General features: G+C 62.1%; 15 protein-coding genes. 14 read left to right on the top strand and 1 reads right to left on the bottom strand.

The features are described 5' to 3' along the window. Positions 1–116: 116 nt before the first annotated feature. Positions 117–1,346 (bottom strand): isochorismate synthase, encoded by a 1,230-nt coding sequence (locus tag BN1241_RS04580; protein ID WP_054952527.1) that lies wholly within the window; start codon positions 1,344–1,346, stop codon positions 117–119. Between the two features lie 39 nt (positions 1,347–1,385). Between BN1241_RS04580 and BN1241_RS04575 the strand changes: the two genes are divergently transcribed. The 14 genes from BN1241_RS04575 (at position 1,386) to nuoL (ending at position 16,410) form a co-directional block, all read left to right on the top strand. After that, positions 1,386–2,081 carry a demethylmenaquinone methyltransferase gene (locus BN1241_RS04575; RefSeq protein ID WP_054952526.1) on the top strand — a complete coding sequence of 232 codons (696 nt, stop codon included), beginning with the start codon at positions 1,386–1,388 and terminating at the stop codon, positions 2,079–2,081. A 129-nt stretch (positions 2,082–2,210) separates the two neighbouring features. After that, positions 2,211–3,485 (top strand): geranylgeranyl reductase family protein, encoded by a 1,275-nt coding sequence (locus tag BN1241_RS04570; protein ID WP_187117639.1) that lies wholly within the window; start codon positions 2,211–2,213, stop codon positions 3,483–3,485. A gap of 106 nt (positions 3,486–3,591) precedes the next feature. Next, positions 3,592–3,951, top strand: a complete 360-nt coding sequence (locus BN1241_RS04565) for an NADH-quinone oxidoreductase subunit A (protein WP_054952524.1) — start codon at positions 3,592–3,594, stop codon at positions 3,949–3,951. A 10-nt stretch (positions 3,952–3,961) separates the two neighbouring features. Further along, on the top strand, positions 3,962–4,519 hold the full coding sequence (locus BN1241_RS04560) for an NADH-quinone oxidoreductase subunit B (RefSeq protein WP_054952523.1): 558 nt from the start codon (positions 3,962–3,964) through the stop codon (positions 4,517–4,519). Beyond that, on the top strand, positions 4,516–5,214 hold the full coding sequence (locus BN1241_RS04555) for an NADH-quinone oxidoreductase subunit C (RefSeq protein ID WP_054952522.1): 699 nt from the start codon (positions 4,516–4,518) through the stop codon (positions 5,212–5,214). The genes BN1241_RS04560 and BN1241_RS04555 overlap by 4 nt, the downstream gene beginning before the upstream one ends. Next, complete coding sequence (locus BN1241_RS04550) at positions 5,214–6,569, top strand: NADH-quinone oxidoreductase subunit D (protein WP_054952521.1); 1,356 nt, start codon at positions 5,214–5,216, stop codon at positions 6,567–6,569. Before BN1241_RS04555 ends, BN1241_RS04550 begins: the two co-directional genes overlap by 1 nt. Continuing rightward, positions 6,569–7,243 (top strand): NADH-quinone oxidoreductase subunit NuoE, encoded by a 675-nt coding sequence (gene nuoE / locus BN1241_RS04545; RefSeq protein WP_054952520.1) that lies wholly within the window; start codon positions 6,569–6,571, stop codon positions 7,241–7,243. Before BN1241_RS04550 ends, nuoE begins: the two co-directional genes overlap by 1 nt. A 2-nt stretch (positions 7,244–7,245) precedes the next feature. Next, positions 7,246–8,574: an NADH-quinone oxidoreductase subunit NuoF gene (gene nuoF, locus BN1241_RS04540; protein WP_054952519.1), complete on the top strand. Its 1,329-nt coding sequence runs from the start codon at positions 7,246–7,248 to the stop codon at positions 8,572–8,574. Beyond that, positions 8,571–11,150 (top strand): NADH-quinone oxidoreductase subunit G, encoded by a 2,580-nt coding sequence (locus BN1241_RS04535; protein ID WP_054952518.1) that lies wholly within the window; start codon positions 8,571–8,573, stop codon positions 11,148–11,150. Before nuoF ends, BN1241_RS04535 begins: the two co-directional genes overlap by 4 nt. After that, complete coding sequence (gene nuoH / locus BN1241_RS04530; RefSeq protein WP_054952517.1) at positions 11,147–12,484, top strand: NADH-quinone oxidoreductase subunit NuoH; 1,338 nt, start codon at positions 11,147–11,149, stop codon at positions 12,482–12,484. Before BN1241_RS04535 ends, nuoH begins: the two co-directional genes overlap by 4 nt. After that, complete coding sequence (gene nuoI / locus BN1241_RS04525) at positions 12,477–13,145, top strand: NADH-quinone oxidoreductase subunit NuoI (protein WP_082418214.1); 669 nt, start codon at positions 12,477–12,479, stop codon at positions 13,143–13,145. The genes nuoH and nuoI overlap by 8 nt, the downstream gene beginning before the upstream one ends. Then, a complete protein-coding gene (locus BN1241_RS04520) occupies positions 13,142–14,179 on the top strand; it encodes an NADH-quinone oxidoreductase subunit J (protein ID WP_230198263.1) in 1,038 nt (345 codons plus the stop codon). The genes nuoI and BN1241_RS04520 overlap by 4 nt, the downstream gene beginning before the upstream one ends. 5 nt (positions 14,180–14,184) lie before the next feature. Next, on the top strand, positions 14,185–14,475 hold the full coding sequence (gene nuoK / locus BN1241_RS04515) for an NADH-quinone oxidoreductase subunit NuoK (protein ID WP_054953799.1): 291 nt from the start codon (positions 14,185–14,187) through the stop codon (positions 14,473–14,475). 12 nt (positions 14,476–14,487) lie between these two features. Then, positions 14,488–16,410 carry an NADH-quinone oxidoreductase subunit L gene (nuoL, locus tag BN1241_RS04510; protein WP_390617999.1) on the top strand — a complete coding sequence of 641 codons (1,923 nt, stop codon included), beginning with the start codon at positions 14,488–14,490 and terminating at the stop codon, positions 16,408–16,410. Positions 16,411–16,425 lie beyond the last annotated feature (15 nt).

Genomic DNA, 16,425 nt, shown 5'->3' with positions numbered 1-16,425 from the left:
TGCGTAGGGAATTAGTTCTCGGCGCACCCCCGCTTGCATGCCCAGGGTTGCATGCTCTCAGCTGAGGATTGCGCACGCTCCGGTGAGGAAAGTGTCCTGGTGCGCCTGAAAGTGCCCTATTCGAAGGCTTTGAGAATGGCGGAGAACTTCGCCTCGGTCTCGGACAGTTCCTGGGCGGGGTTTGAGCGCTCCATGATGCCGCCACCGGCAAAAGCCCGGGCGAGGCGTGGATCTGTTGAGCTGAGCTGCGCGCAGCGCAGGGCCAGTGCCCAGTCGCTGTTCCCGGACCAATCCATCCAGCCAACGGGGGCGGCGTAGCGGCCGCGGTCCAGGCCCTCGATCCGGTCGATGATCTCGAGAGCAGTGTCGGTGGGGGTGCCACCCACCGCTGCCGTGGGATGCATGGCACCAGCCGCGGTCAGTCCCGTCCATCCCGGAGCCAGGTCGGCTTCGAAATCGGTTGCGAGGTGAACGACGTTGGGCAGGTGCAGGATCGTGGGTCCGTTAGCACGTACGGGACCGGATGCCTGCAAGTCGAGTGCGTGGAGGACCGAGTCTGATGCGTACCTGTGCTCGGCTATGTCCTTCGCTGAGGTGCGCAGGGCATATTCGGCGGCGTCCTGTCCCTGCGTGGTTGGCCAGGAGCCCGCGAGGACTCGGGTGGTGAGGTGTCCGGACCGGACGGAAGCAAGCATTTCGGGGGTGGCCCCCATCATCCCGTCCACACAGTACGTCCAGCAGGAAGGGAAGGCGCGAGCGAGCTTCGCGATGAGCAGCCTCTCGTCCATGTCGTATTCGGTGCGTATGTCGAGGTCACGGGCAAGAACTACCTTCTTTGCCTCACCTTTGGCCAGTAGCTCAACGGTTTCTTCAACTGCGTCAGTGAATGCGTCCTCGTCGAGCTCGCCCGGCGCCATCGTGACGTGTCCAAAATCACGAATTGATTCAACCAGTTCGTCTGTGATAACGGGATTTTCCTCGGTCGAGATCGTGGTTTCCCATGCTCCGTGCTCGTCCCAGCCGAGGATCCTGCGGGGGATGATGATGGTGGAAACGTCGCGTGAGTTCTTGGAGAACGAGAACGTGCCGAAAGCCGTCAGGCCGGTACCTGGTCTTGCGACGGGATCGGTGACCGTGGCGGCCTCGACAACCTCGTCAAACCAGCGTTGTGCACGTCTGAAGCGGTCATCTCCCTCAAAGGTCGCCCGTGCCGCTTCGCCCCAGCCGATCATGCCGGAATGCTCGGTCACCCACATGAGATTGTTGCGGGGATGGGGGATATCGCCGGGTGCAGGCTTCGATGTTGCCAGCCCGGTGACAGCAAAAAGCGGCATTTGGTCGGACACGAGTAAATAGCTTACTTGGTATGGGTCCATAATGGAGTTATGAGTCGAGCCACCCTGAAAAAAGATCCGCGCGAAGTAGCGGGAATGTTTGATGAAGTCGCCAAGCGATATGATGTCACCAATACGGTCCTGAGCCTGGGGCAGGTCTACGTCTGGCGCGCAGCCGTCCGTGAAGCCCTCAACATCAAGCCGGGAATGAAGGTTCTCGATATCGCGGCCGGCACAGGTACCTCCTCCGAGGTTTATGCCAAGGCGGGCGCCGATGTTGTAGCCCTCGACTTCTCGATCGGCATGGTGCAGGTCGGCAAGAAGCGTCAGCCGGGAATGGACTTTGTGGCAGGGGATGCGACGGCACTTCCCTTTGCCGACAACACTTTTGATGCCGTGACGATCAGTTACGGCCTGCGCAACGTTAACGATCCGGACCTGGCGCTGCGGGAAATGCTCCGTGTGGTCCGCCCCGGCGGCACTCTCGTTGTCAACGAGTTCTCCACCCCCACGTGGGCTCCGTTCCGCTCCCTGTACTACTTCTACCTGGGGACGGTCATGCCCGCCCTCTCCTCGCTCGTGTCTTCGGATTCGGAAGCCTACGACTACCTGACCGAGTCGATTGTGGCCTGGCCGAACCAGAAAGACTTTGCTCGCCGAGTCCAGCAGGCCGGATGGCGCGGCGTCCAATATCGGAACCTCAGCGGCGGAATCGTAGCACTCCACAGAGCAACCAAACCCGAGTAGGTGAATCGGTGTCCGATTTTCCTATTTAGCAAGGTTCCCGTTCGGTAAATGACCACATCCGGGATTCGAATGTTTGCACAAATCCGCTGATAGGATATCGCCGGTAGTGAAAGGACAAGCGTGTCAAGAATCAACTTCGACGGTGAGGCGGATGCCATCGTTGTCGGTGCCGGGCCGGGAGGCTCCGCAGCAGCGCACTACCTTGCGCAGGCTGGTCGCAAAGTTCTGCTACTCGAAAAGGGTGAGTTCCCGCGCGACAAAATCTGCGGAGATGGACTCACACCCCGTTCCGTTGCCGAGATCATCCGCATGGGTGTCAACACCGACGGGTGGATCCGCAACTATTCCCTCGTAGCCCACGGCGGGGGACACCGCATCGAGGTGCCCTGGCCCGAACTGGCTTCCGTGCCGTCGTACGGCATGGCGAGGGCCCGGGGGGATCTCGACCACGACCTGGCCATGAAGGCCGCGGAGTCGGGTGCAGATCTGCGACAGAACATGACAGTCACGGGACCGATCGTGCACGAGCGCTCCGGCCGCATCATCGGTGTCGAGGTACGCCCCAAGGGAGCCGACCGCAAGGGCCCCCCACTGCGCTTCTACGCACCGTTCGTCATTGACGCCGGAGGTGTCTCCGCTCGCCTCGCAACCTCGGTCGGTCGCGAAAAGACATTCAACCGGCCCATGGGGGTCGCAACCCGCACCTACTTCAAGTCCCCGCGTGCTGATGAGCCGATCATGGAATCGCATCTGGAGCTGTGGGAGGGCGAGCCGGGCAAATCGAATCTCATGCCCGGATACGGCTGGGTCTTCCCCCTTGGTAACGGCCTCGTCAACGTCGGACTGGGTTCGCTGTCTTCCACCGCGAAGCCGACCGGGATCGACTACCGCAAGCTGTTCGACACGTGGATGCAGAACGTTCCCGAAGAGTGGGGATTCACGAAGGAAAACCAGGTCGGGCAGGTCCGCGGCGCGGCACTGCCGATGGCGTTCAACCGCAAACCCCACTATGACAACGGCCTGCTGCTGGTGGGTGACGCGGGCGGTATGGTGTCCCCCTTCAACGGTGAGGGAATCGCCTACGCGATGCAGTCGGGCAGGCTCGCCGCCGACTTCATCAACCAGGCACTTGCTCGCAGAACCCTGGGCCAACAGGATCGGGTCATGCACCAGTACAGCGCAGAGTTGCGTTCGGAACTCGGTGGCTACTATTCGCTCGGCAGGATCTTTGCCTCCCTCATTGAACGGCCGGAGATCATGCACCTGTGCGTCCACTACGGACTGCCGAGGCCGACTCTCATGAGGCTTGTCATGAAGCTCCTGTCCGATGGCTATGACCGCAGGGATGGCGACTGGATGGACAAGTTGATCACGACGATGACGAAAGTGGTGCCGTCCGCTTGATCCCTTTTGACCGTACCGCCACATGCACTGTTTTTACCGACTACGCTAGAAGTGTGAATCTGACGGGTGATGGCAGCCCGCAGATTATTTGTCCAACGGAGGCGAAATGAACACCTATACCCCGATACTCCTCATGATCATTCTGGCGTTAGTTGTCGCCGTCGGTGGTCTCGTGGGAACCGGTCTGCTTGGCCCGAAGCGCTACAACCGGGTAAAGCTCGCGAACTACGAGTGCGGTGTTGAGCCAACTCCGAATGCGGGAACGGCTGGGCGCTTCCCCATCAAGTACTACCTGACCGCCATGACGTTCATCATCTTCGATATCGAAGTGGTGTTCCTGTACCCCTGGGCGGTTTCTTTCGAGAAATTGGGAGCCTTCGGGCTTATCGCAATTCTGACCTTCATTTTCCTGATCACCGTGCCGTTCGTTTACGAATGGCGCCGCGGCGGCCTGGAATGGGACTGAGGAGATAAACATGGCACACTCGCATGACGATGGTGGCGCCGGCATCATGCTGACCACCATCGAAGCAATCGCTGGCTGGGGACGCTCCCGTTCCCAGTGGCCGGTCACGATGGGTCTTGCATGTTGCGCTATCGAAATGATGGCTGCGGGTACCCCGCGCTTTGACATGGCTCGCTTCGGACTGGAAGTGTTCCGCGCCTCGCCCCGCCACGCTGACGTCATGATCGTGTCCGGTCGTGTCAGCCACCGCATGGCACCCGTGGTTCGTAACATCTACGACCAGATGGCGGACCCGAAGTGGGTAATTTCCATGGGTGTTTGCGCTTCCTCTGGCGGCATGTTCAACAACTACGCGATCGTCCAGGGCGTCGACCACATTGTTCCGGTCGATATTTACCTGCCCGGTTGCCCTCCCCGGCCCGAGATGCTCATCAACTCCGTTCTCGAACTGCGCAAGCTATCGAGCCAGGAGAAATTCTTCGGGCACCGCAAGGAAGTTGCGCGCCGCGCTGAGCAGGCCGCTCTCGAAGCCACACCAACTCACGAAATGAAGGGACTGCTCGCGTGACCGACAATGAACTTGCGCGTGGTGGACGCCCCGAACTGGACATTATTGCCACCACCCAGGGCCAGTGGGGAGTCCAGGACTCCGGAGACACCTCCGGGTTCGGCACTATGCGCCGCACCGTCACCGTCTCGCCCGCCGCGCAGCGTCCGTATGGCTCCTGGTTCGACGACGTCGTCGACATCCTGGTGGAACTACTGTCGGCAGCGGGAGTGAATCCCGAGAGCGCCATCGAGAAGGTCGTTGTTGACCGCGGACAGCTCATCCTCTTCATCGCGAAGGAGCATTCGCCGCTCGTGGCACGAATGCTCCGTGATGACCAGGATTTGCGCTTCGAACTGTGCCTCGGAACCTCCGCCGTGCACTACCCGGAAGACAAGGGTCGCGAACTGCATGCCTACACGGCACTGTTCTCTATCACCCACAACCGTCAGATCGCAATGGAAGTGGTGTGCTCGGACGACGATCCGCACATGCCAACACTGACGGGCGTATACCCCGGTAATGACTGGCACGAGCGCGAAGCATGGGACCTCATGGGCATCGTCTTCGACGATCACCCGGGCCTCACCCGCACCGCCATGCCAGACGACTGGGTGGGCCACCCGCAGCGCAAGGACTACCCGCTCGGTGGTATCCCCGTCGAATACAAGGGCGCGGTTGTTCCGCCGCCGGACACTCGTAGGAGCTACAACTGATGACTTCGACAGATTCCCGGTTCCACGCCACCGGTGGTGCAACCGATGAAGACCTGAACTCGGCACCCCAGCATCACGCTCAGGGTGGCGACTGGTCGGACCTGACGGCCGAAGCTGAGCGTCTCGGTGAAGAACGCATCGTCGTCAACATGGGTCCCGTTCACCCCTCCACGCACGGCGTTTTCCGCCTGCTGCTCGAACTTGACGGCGAATACGTACGCGAGCTCCGTTCGTCGACCGGATACCTCCACACGGGTATCGAAAAGAACATGGAGTACCGCAACTGGGTGCAGGGCGTCGCATACTGCACCCGCATGGACTACGTGGCTCCCTTCTTCCAGGAAGTGGGCTACGCGCTCGCCATCGAGAAGCTGCTCGGCATCACCGACCAGATCCCGCGCCGCGCCTCTCAGATCCGCGTATTCCTCATGGAACTCAACAGGATTGCGTCCCACATGCTCGCGATCGGTACCTCGAACAACGAGCTCGGTGCGACAACGATGATGACGCTCGCCTTCCGCGGGCGTGAAGAGATCCTCCGCATCTTCGAACACATCACGGGCCTGCGCATGAACCACTCCTACGTGCGCCCGGGCGGTTTGCCGGACGATCTGCCCGACGACACGATCGCCTACGCGCGTGAACTCCTCCCAAAGGTCAAGGCGACCCTGGAGGAAATGATGGACGTGGTCATGGAGAACCCCATCTTCAAGGCCCGCCACGTCGATATCGCGACCATGTCCCTGTCGGGCATGCTCGCGCTCGGCATGACCGGACCGAACCTGCGAGCAGCGGGCCTGCCCTTCGACCTGCGAAAGACCCAGCCCTACTGTGGCTACGAGAACTACGAGTTCAACGTTCCGGTCAAGGACAAGTCGGACGCCTACAACCGAGCGGTCCTCCGTTTCGAAGAGTGCTTCGAATCTCTCCACATCGTCTACCAGGTGCTCGAGGAACTGGAAGAGTCCGCCGGCGAACCGGTCATGATCGAGAACCCGAAGATTGCGTGGCCGGCGAAGATGTCGCTCGGAAACGACGGCCAGGGCCAGTCGTACGAGCACATCAAGGAGATCATGAACGACTCGATGGAGTCGCTCATCCACCACTTCAAGCTCGTGACCGAAGGCTTCTCCGTGCCGGCCGGTCAGACCTACCAGCTCGTTGAGCACGCGAAGGGCGCCCTCGGTGTGCACCTCGTTTCCGCGGGTGGTACCAGGCCCTATCGTGCGCACTTCCGCGACCCGGGCTTCTCGAACCTACAGTCCCTGGGAATGATGAGTGAGGGCGGCATGCTGTCCGACGTCATCATTGCCCTCGCATCGATCGACCCGGTGATGGGAGGCGTTGATCGCTAATGTCTAAGCGTTTTGATGCGGAAGTCGAAGCCCGACTCCGCGCCGACATGGCACAGATTATTGCCAGGTACCCGGATGATCGATCCGCGCTCCTGCCGATGCTGCACCTCATCCAGTCGGAAGATGGCTACGTGTCGCCCCGCGGCATCGCCCTCTGCGCCGACGTGCTCGCACTGACCCGCGCCGAGGTGTCCGCGGTTGCGACCTTCTACTCGCAGTACCGGCGCCGCCCCAATGGCGAATACAACGTTGGTGTGTGCACGAACGCGCTGTGCGCGGTCATGGGTGGCGACATCATCTGGGACAAGCTGTCCGAGCACCTCGGTATCGGACACGACCAGACCACAGCTGACGGCAAGATCACGCTCGAGCAGCTCGAATGCAATGCCGCCTGCGACTACGCCCCGGTCATCATGGTCAACTGGGAATTCTTCGACAACCAGACACCAGCCTCCGCGCTCGACCTGGTCACGAAGATCACCAACGGTGAGGACGTGAAGCCGACTCGTGGCCCCAACAAGGTCCACACGTTTAAGGAAGTGTCCCGCACTCTGGCAGGGTTCGAGGACGGCCTGGTTGATGAAGGTCCGGGCGCCGGCCCACAAGCACTCGCCGGTCTCAAGCTGGCACGCGAGCACGGCTGGTCCGCGCCCGCAGTAGTAGGGGAGGAGTAACGGTGACTGAGCAATCTCATTCCGCGACACTGGCTCCGGTGATCTCAAACATTTGGGATGCTCCGCAGTCATGGAAGCTCGACACGTACCGCCAGCACGGCGGCTACGAGGGGCTCGCAAAAGCCTGGGGATACGGGGAGGGTGAACTCACCGAAATCGTCAAGGCTTCCGGCCTGCGCGGACGCGGTGGCGCCGGCTTCCCGACCGGCCTCAAGTGGTCGTTCCTGCCCCCGGCCGACGGTGGCCCCCGCTACCTCGTTGTCAACGCTGACGAATCCGAGCCCGGCACGTGCAAGGACATTCCCACGCTCATGGCCAACCCCCATGCTCTCGTCGAAGGCATGGCGATTTGCCTCCGCGCGATTGGCGGACATCACGGCTTTGTGTACCTGCGTGGTGAAACCGTGCACGTCTACCGCCGCCTCATGGCTGCGGTCCGCGAAGCCTACGATGCTGGCCTGATCGGCAAGGGTGTTGGCCCGAACGGCGACTACGACATTGACATCACGGTCCATGCCGGTGCCGGTGCCTACATCTGCGGCGAGGAAACCGCTCTCCTTGATTCGCTCGAGGGACGCCGCGGCCAGCCGCGCCTGAAGCCGCCGTTCCCGGCAGCGCAGGGTTACCTGGCTCGCCCCACAGTCATCAACAACGTCGAAACTATCGCTTCCGTTCCCGGCATTGTCCGCAACGGTTCGGACTGGTTCGCCTCCATGGGCACGGAACGCTCGAAGGGCCACGGCCTCTTCTCGCTGTCCGGTCACGTGAAGAACCCCGGCCAGTACGAGGCATCGTTCGGCATTACCCTGCGGGAACTGCTGGACATGGCGGGAGGTATCCGGGAAGGTCACGAACTGAAGTTCTGGACCCCCGGTGGCTCCTCCACCGCGATTCTCGGCCCCGAAGAACTCGACGTTCCCCTCGGCTACGAGGAAGTCGCGGCAGCCGGCTCCATGCTCGCCACCCGAGCCCTGCAGATCTTCGACGAAACGACGTCGGTTGTTCGCGTTGTGCGCGGCTGGACCGACTTCTACCAGCACGAATCGTGCGGCAAGTGCACGCCCTGCCGCGAGGGCACGTTCTGGATGCGTCAAGTCATGCACCGCCTCGAAGCGGGCAAGGGCCAGCCCACCGATATCGACATGCTGTACGAAATCGCGGGCAACATTGCAGGCCGTTCCTTCTGCGCCCTCGGCGACGCTGCCGCAGTCCCGATCCAGTCCGGCATCACCAGGTTCCGGGAGGAATTCGAGCAGGGCCTCTCCACGCCGGCTTGGGAACTGTTCCCGTACGAAAAGTCCGCACTCTTCTCCGAAGTAGGTGTCTCATGACAGCGACCGAAACCGATCTTGTCAACATCAAGGTAGACGGTCAGGATGTCAGCGTTCCCCAGGGAACCCTGATTATTCGTGCCGCCGAGCAGGCCGGCATCCGCATTCCCCGCTTCTGCGATCACCCGCTTCTGAAGCCCGCTGGCGCATGCCGCCAGTGCCTCGTCGAGGTTGCTCGCCCCGGTCGCGACGGTAACCTCGCGAAGGGCCCCAAGCCGGTCGCTTCCTGCGCTGAAGCAGTGAGCCCGGGCATGGAGGTCTACACGCAGGCCACCTCCGAAGTGTCGGAGAAGGCGCAGCACGGAATCATGGAATTCCTGCTCATCAACCACCCGCTCGACTGCCCGATCTGCGACAAGGGTGGCGAATGCCCCCTCCAGAACCAAGCAATGTCGGACGGACGCGGCAAGTCCCGCTTCACCGACATCAAGCGCACCTTCCCGAAGCCGATCAAGGTTTCCAGCCAGATCCTGCTCGACCGCGACCGCTGCATTCTGTGCCAGCGTTGCACGCGCTTCCAGTCGGAGATCGCGGGCGACGCGTTCATCCAGCTGCAGGGACGTGGTGGCGGTAGCGCGGGCTACGAGGTGCACGGACTGCACGGCTCCCAGATTGGTAACTTCGACGCCTCGATCCTCGATTTCGATTCGGGCGATGGCGTACCCACGCAGGTGCTGGACGAACAGAACTCCGGTCCGCACGGCGAAGCCGGCCTCATGGTCGGTCACGCACCCGGCCCGATCGGGGATGCTGAGCTGGACGAGTCGGGACGTCCCTTCTCCTCCTACTTCTCCGGTAACACCATTCAGATCTGCCCGGTTGGTGCACTGACCTCGGCAACCTACCGGTTCCGTGCCCGCCCCTTCGACCTCGTGTCCGTCCCCTCGGTGACCGAGCACGATGCGTCCGGTTCGGACATTCGCGTTGACTTCCGTCGCGGCACGGTCATGCGGCGCCTCGCCGGCAACGATCCCGAGGTGAACGAAGAGTGGATCACCGACAAGGACCGTTTCGCGTTCCGCTGGCAGAACGGTGATGATCGCATCACCGTCCCGCACGTGCGTGACGAGAACGGTGCGCTCGTTCCCACCTCGTGGGCGGATGCGATGGACGTGGCAGCACGCGGACTCGAGAAGGCCGGCAAGGCCGGTATTCTCACCGGTGGTCGCCTGCCGTTGGAAGACTCCTACGCGTACTCGAAGTTCGCTCGCACGGTCCTCAAGACCAACAACATTGACTTCCGCACCCGTGAAACAACGGAGGAAGAGGACAGGTTCCTCGCCTCAAGCGTTGTCGGCACCGGGCTGGGCGTCACCTACCGCGAGATCGAGAATGCGAAGCACGTGCTCCTCGTTGGTCTCGAGGCCGAAGAAGAGTGCGGCTCCATCTTCCTGCGCCTGCGCAAGGGCGTGCGTGCCAAGACCACCTCAGTCTCCGTTCTCGCACCCTTTGCGACGCGCGGCACGCTGAAGATGGCGGGCACGCTCGTGACGGCAGCCCCGGGAACCGAACCCCAGGTGCTCAATGCGGTCTCCGAGAACTCGGATCGTGAACACCTCAAGGTGCTGGCAGAGCGCCTGAACGGCGGTGTCATCCTCGTGGGTGAACGCGCCTCCGAAACCCCCGGAACCCTCACGGCTGTTCTCGACCTTGCCGAGCGTACCGGTGCCCGCATCGCCTGGGTACCCCGCCGCGCCGGTGACCGTGCCGCCCTCGAGGCCGGTGCAGTCCCGTTCCTGCTGCCCGGCGGACGTCCCGTCTCTGACAGCCAGGCACGCGTCGATGCTGGTGTCACCTGGAACGATTCGATCACCGACGTGGCCGGACTCAACACGGTTGGCATGCTCGAGGAAGCTCAGGCCGGCAACCTCGCCCTCATCACCGCAGGTGTCGAACTGGTTGACCTGCCAGCGCTCGCACCTGAGGCACTGAAGAGTGCCCCGTTCGTCATATCCCTCGAGGTGCGCCGCTCCAACATCACGGCCCAGGCCGATGTGGTCTTCCCCGTCGCGCCCCCGGTCGAAAAGGGCGGCACCTTCATCAACTGGGAGGGACGCGAACGCCCCTTCGGTCAGGTGCTGACCTCCACTGCCCTCACGGACCGTCAGGTTCTCGAAGAGCTCGCGGAAGAACTCGGTTACAGCCTGGACCTGCCCACCCTCGAATCGGTTCACGAAGAATACCGTGAGCTTGTCGAATGGGATGGGGCACGCGTCGAGCGTCCCCGCGTTGCTGGCGGCGCCATCCCGGCCCCCGCAAAGTCGGAAGCTGTCCTGTCCACCTGGCATCTCATGATCGACGACGGTCGCCTCCAGGACTTCGAACCGCACCTGGCGGGAACCGCGCACCGCGCGATCGCACGCATCTCGCCCGAGACCGCGAAGGAACTCAGAATCGAACGCGACTCGCTCATCACCGTGACCGGAAAGACCGGTTCCATCACCGTTCCGGTTGTGCTGTCGCACATGCCCGACCGGGTTGTGTGGCTACCGAAGAAGTCCCCAGCCTGCCACGTCGCAGACCTGGGAACGGCCCCCGGCGGCATCGTGACAATCACTGCGGAGGTTAACTCATGAACCCCTCGTTTCCTGCCGCCATGGCGGAACCGGTAGCGGACTTCTCCCAGGACACCTGGTGGATTTGGCTCATCAAGGCCGTGTTCATCGTCCTCTACCTGATCCTCTCCGTCATCCTTGCCCTGTGGGTGGAGCGCCGCGGACTCGGTCGCATGCAGAACCGTCTCGGGCCGAACGTGACGGGCTGGCTCGGTTTCGGTCAAGCCTTTGCCGACGCAATCAAGCTCATGCTCAAGGAAGATTTCACGCTCAAGGGAGCTGAGAAGGTCATTTACTTCCTGGCCCCCGTGATCTCCGCCCTGTGTGCGTTCTCGATCTATGCCGTTATTCCCTTCGGACCCGAAGTGTCCATGTTCGGGATCACGACACCGCTTCAGCTTGCCGACTCCTCGGTCGCACTGCTCTACATCCTTGCCGTAGCGTCGCTTGGCGTGTACGGCCTCGTGCTCGGTGGCTGGTCCGCGAACTCGACATACCCGCTGCTCGGTTCGGTTCGTTCCGCAGCGCAGGTCATCTCCTACGAGCTCGCCATGGGACTCTCCCTCGTCTCGGTCTTCCTCGTTGCCGGCACGATGTCCACGTCGTCCCTCGTCGAGGGACAAACGGACCTGTGGAACGTGTTCATCTGCCTCCCGGCATTTATCACCTACTTCATTTCCATGATCGGTGAAGTCAACCGCCTGCCCTTCGACCTTCCCGAGGCCGAAGGCGAGCTGGTGGCCGGTCACACGACCGAGTACTCGGCCATGAAGTTTGGTTGGTTCTACCTGTCCGAATACATCAACATGCTGAACGTTTCGACCATCGCGGTCATCGTGTTCCTCGGTGGTTGGCGTGCGCCCTGGCCGATCTCGGCCATCAACGACGGCATGTTCAACGAGGGCTGGTGGCCCATGCTCTGGCTCTTCCTCAAGACCTGGACCATGATGTTCATGTTCATTTGGATCCGTGGCACGCTGCTGCGCATGCGCTACGACCACTTCATGAAGCTTGGCTGGAAGGTGCTCATCCCTGTGGCACTGGCCTGGTTCGTGGCCGTCGCCATCATCCAGGGCATCGGTTCCTTCACGGACATCGACACGCAGATGATTCTCATCATCTTGGCAGCGATCTTCCTCGTCATCTTCGCGATCCTCTGGTTTATCGACGACAAGTCGGAACCGGAGCGCACCTCCCGCGACGGCACCGTCATCGACCCGAAGAACGACTTCGATGCGTTCGAGGGTGGATTCCCGGTCCCGCCGCTCCCGGGACAGGCACTGCCGCCGTCCCCCAGAGCCAAGCGAGCCCCCGCCTATTCGTCTACCGCAAAGGAGGCCGATTCCGATGAGTGAGAACTCTCAGGAACGCCGCCCGATTGACCCGGCACTCTTCACCCCGAAAAAGAAGGGCGCGATCGGAAACTTCTTCGCACCCGTCGCAGGTTTCGGAGTCACGTTCTCGACGATTTTCCGTCCGCACGTGACCGAAGAGTACCCGTTCAAGCGCACTCCCACGAGGCCGCGCTTCCATGGTCGCCACCAGCTCAACCGCTACGCGGATGGTCTGGAGCGATGCATCGGATGTGAGCTGTGTGCATGGGCGTGCCCGGCGGACGCGATCTACGTGGAGGCTGGCGCTAATACTCCGGATGCTCAGTACGCACCGGGTGAACGCTACGGCGCGGTCTACCAGATCAACTACCTGCGCTGCATCCTCTGCGGACTGTGCATCCAGGCCTGCCCGACCCGTGCGCTGACGATGACGAACGAATTTGATTCGCTCGTTGGTCCCACCCGCGAGTCCCTCATTTTTGAGAAGCAGGACCTGCTGGCTCCGATGCTGGACGGCATGCTCGCCGCCCCGCACCCGATGGTGGAGGGCACGACGGACGACGACTACTACCGCAATGAAATCACGGGACCGACCCAGGAACAGATCGACTGGGTGGCGGAGCGCCGCCCGGACGACCCGACCCTTGCCACGTCCCGGCCCGTTGAGGAGGCAAGGAAGTGAATCCTTTTCTCAGTGCCGGAATTGATCCGGCTACGGGCTCCGTCACGTCCGGGGAGACCATCCTGTTCTGGGTGATCGCACCCATCATGGTGCTACTGGCACTCGGGCTCGTGTTTGCGAAGAAAGCCGTCTACGCAACGGTTTCCGTTGTTGCGGTCATGGTTCTCCTCGCGATCCTGTACGTCGCACTCGAGGCTCCGTTCCTCGGTGTTGTTCAGGTGATCGTGTACACGGGAGCGATCATGATGCTGTTCCTGTTCGTGCTCATGCTGGTCGGTGTCGACTCTTCCGATTCGACCGTTGAGTCGATTCGGGGCCAGCGCTGGGCAGCGATCCTCGGCGGACTTGGACTCGTCCTCGTTCTCGGAGCGGTCCTCGTCAATAGCACGGACATGCCGACCCCGGTTGGCTTGGAGCAGGTCAACGCGGAATCGAACCCCGTTGCGGTTGCTACCGATATCTTCGGCAACCACGTGCTGGGCATGCAGCTGTCCGGTGCGCTCCTCATCACGGCAGCCATGGGGGCGATGGTGCTCACGCACCGCGAACGCCTCAAGCCGCGCAAGACGCAGGGCGATGTGGCACATGAAAAGATGATGGCCTACGCCGAATCCGGTGTGCACCCCGGCCAGCTCCCGAACGCGGGTCTGTTCGCCGAATCCAACTCGTCGACCAATCCTGCCCTCACCGTGGGTGGCAAGCCCGTCGAGGAATCCGTGTCCCGCATCCTCCGCATCCGCGGACAGGCACGCACGGTCGGCGAGGTCTCGCCCGCAACCGTGGAACGCATTGCTCGCGCCAGTGAGAACACCCCCGGTCTCGATGGTCCGTCGACCTTCGGGAAGATCGGCCAAGTCGGACTGCCGGGTATGCCCGGCAAGCCCGCACCGCTGGCACCCACCCAGGCAACAGAGCTGGGCCGCCCCGCAGCGGCATTCGATGGCGAGTCGCAGTCGGATAGCGTTCCGACGGCCGCGGAAACACAGGCAGCCGAAGAGGCGAAGCCCGATTCTTCTAAGGAGGAGAACAAGTGAGCCTCATGAACTACGTGTTCCTGGCATTCATTCTGTTTGCCATTGGAGCGGTAGCGGTCCTGACGCGACGTAACGCCATCATCGCCCTCATGGGTGTCGAACTGATGCTGAACTCGTGCAACCTCGCAATTGTGTCGTTTGCTCGCATGCACGGGGACATCACGGGTCAGACCGTCGCCTTCTTTGTCATGGTGGTGGCAGCCGCCGAGGTCGTTATCGGTCTCGCGATCATTGTCTCCATCTTCCGAACCCGCAGGTCCGCGTCCATTGACGCCCCGAACCTGCTGAAGAACTGACGGGAGTAGATTGTGAACGTAAGTGCAATCGAAGCGACCGGCAACGTCACCTTTATCTGGCTCGCCGTTGCTATCCCGCTGGTAACCGCAGGGCTTCTGCTCCTGCTCGGTAAGTCCGCGAACAAGTGGGGTCACTGGCTCGCCATCCTCGCCTCGACGGGCTCGCTCGTCGTGGGTGTCATGGCGGCCCTGGAACTGCTTGGCAGCGATACGTCGCAGCGCATCCAGAACTACACCCTGTACGAGTGGATTCCCGGATCCGACCTCAATGTGGAGATGGGGATGCGTGTGGACCCGCTGTCCATCACCTTCGTCCTCCTCGTCACCTTCGTCGGTACCCTCATCCACATCTTCTCCGTGAGCTACATGGAAAAGGATGCGGACCGCCGCAGGTTCTTCGCCTACCTCAACCTGTTCGTTGCAGCCATGCTGATCCTCGTGCTCGGCAACTCCTACCTGGTCCTCTTCCTGGGCTGGGAAGGCGTGGGTCTGGCCTCCTACCTGCTCATCGGTTTCTGGAACCAAGTTCCCGAGAACGCGACCGCGGGCAAGAAGGCCTTCATCATGAACCGTGTCGGTGACATGGGTCTGCTGCTCGCGATGATGATCATGTTTGCCTCCTTCGGAACCCTGAGCTTCGACGGCGCTGCCGCCGCCAGCCCGAACGCTTCCGAAGGGATCCTGACCGCGATCGGCCTGTTCCTGCTCGTAGGTGCCGCCGGTAAGTCCGCGCAGTTCCCGCTCCAGGCATGGCTTGGGGACGCGATGGCGGGCCCGACCCCGGTCTCCGCTCTCATCCACGCCGCCACCATGGTGACCGCTGGCGTGTACCTCATGGTCCGTTCCGGCTTCATCTACGATGGTGCACCCAACGCGCAACTTGTCGTTGCGATCGTCGGTGTCATCACCCTGATCTTCGGTGCGATCGTCGGTGCCGCGAAGGACGACATGAAGAAGGTTCTCGCAGCCTCGACCATGTCCCAGATCGGTTACATGATGCTTGCAGCGGGACTCGGTCCCATCGGTGCAGCCTTCGCGATCTTCCACCTCGTCACTCACGGCTTCTTCAAGGCCGGAATGTTCCTCGGAGCAGGTTCGGTCATGCACGCCATGGACGACGAAGTGGACATGCGGAAGTTTGGCGGACTCTGGAAGCACATGAAGATCACCTGGGTGACCTTCGGGCTCGGCTACCTCGCCATTATTGGGTTCCCGTTCCTGTCGGGCTTCTACTCGAAGGACTACATTATTGAAGCCGCGTTCGTGGGCGAGGGCTGGCAGCCCTGGGTTTTCGGTACCGCCACGCTTCTCGTGGCGGGCCTGACCGCGTTCTACATGTCGCGCCTGTTCTTCATGGTGTTCCACGGCAAGCCCCGCTGGTCGAAGGAGGGGCCGAACTCGAAGCGCCCGCACGAGTCGCCCGCACTCATGACGATCCCGATGATCATCATTGCCATCGGCTCGGTCGGTCTCGGCTTCTTCCTGGACGCAGGGGACCGGTTCGTGACATTCCTTGAGCCTGTCACGGGCGAGATGGCACACCACGACCCGGTTATCCCGGTTCCCGTGATCATTGGTCTCACCCTGAGCCTGGTTGCGATCGGCGTTGCCGTTGCGTACCTCATGTACGTCCGCCGTGACGTGCCTGCCCAGGCACCCGCCGCAAACGTTCTGGTCACTGCGGCACGCAACGACCTGCACCAGGACACCATCAACGAGAGCCTGTTCATGCGCCCCGGCCAGTGGCTGACGCGCGGCGTGGACGGCACCGACCGGGGCGTCATCGACGGCCTCGTCATGGCGATCGCACGGGCCACCGGTTCCGTGGGACGGAGCGTCGGAAAGATTCAAAACGGTTACGCACGCAGCTACGCGGGTGTCATGACACTCGGCGTGGTCATCGTGATCGCCCTAGCCCTCGTGGCGCGGATCTGACCGGGACTGGAGGAA

The sequence above is a fragment of the Flaviflexus massiliensis genome, from assembly GCF_001375495.1.
Taxonomy (GTDB): Bacteria; Actinomycetota; Actinomycetes; order Actinomycetales; family Actinomycetaceae; genus Flaviflexus; species Flaviflexus massiliensis.
Note: the sequence above shows the minus strand (reverse complement) of the source record. Positions and strands in the feature narration are given on the sequence as shown.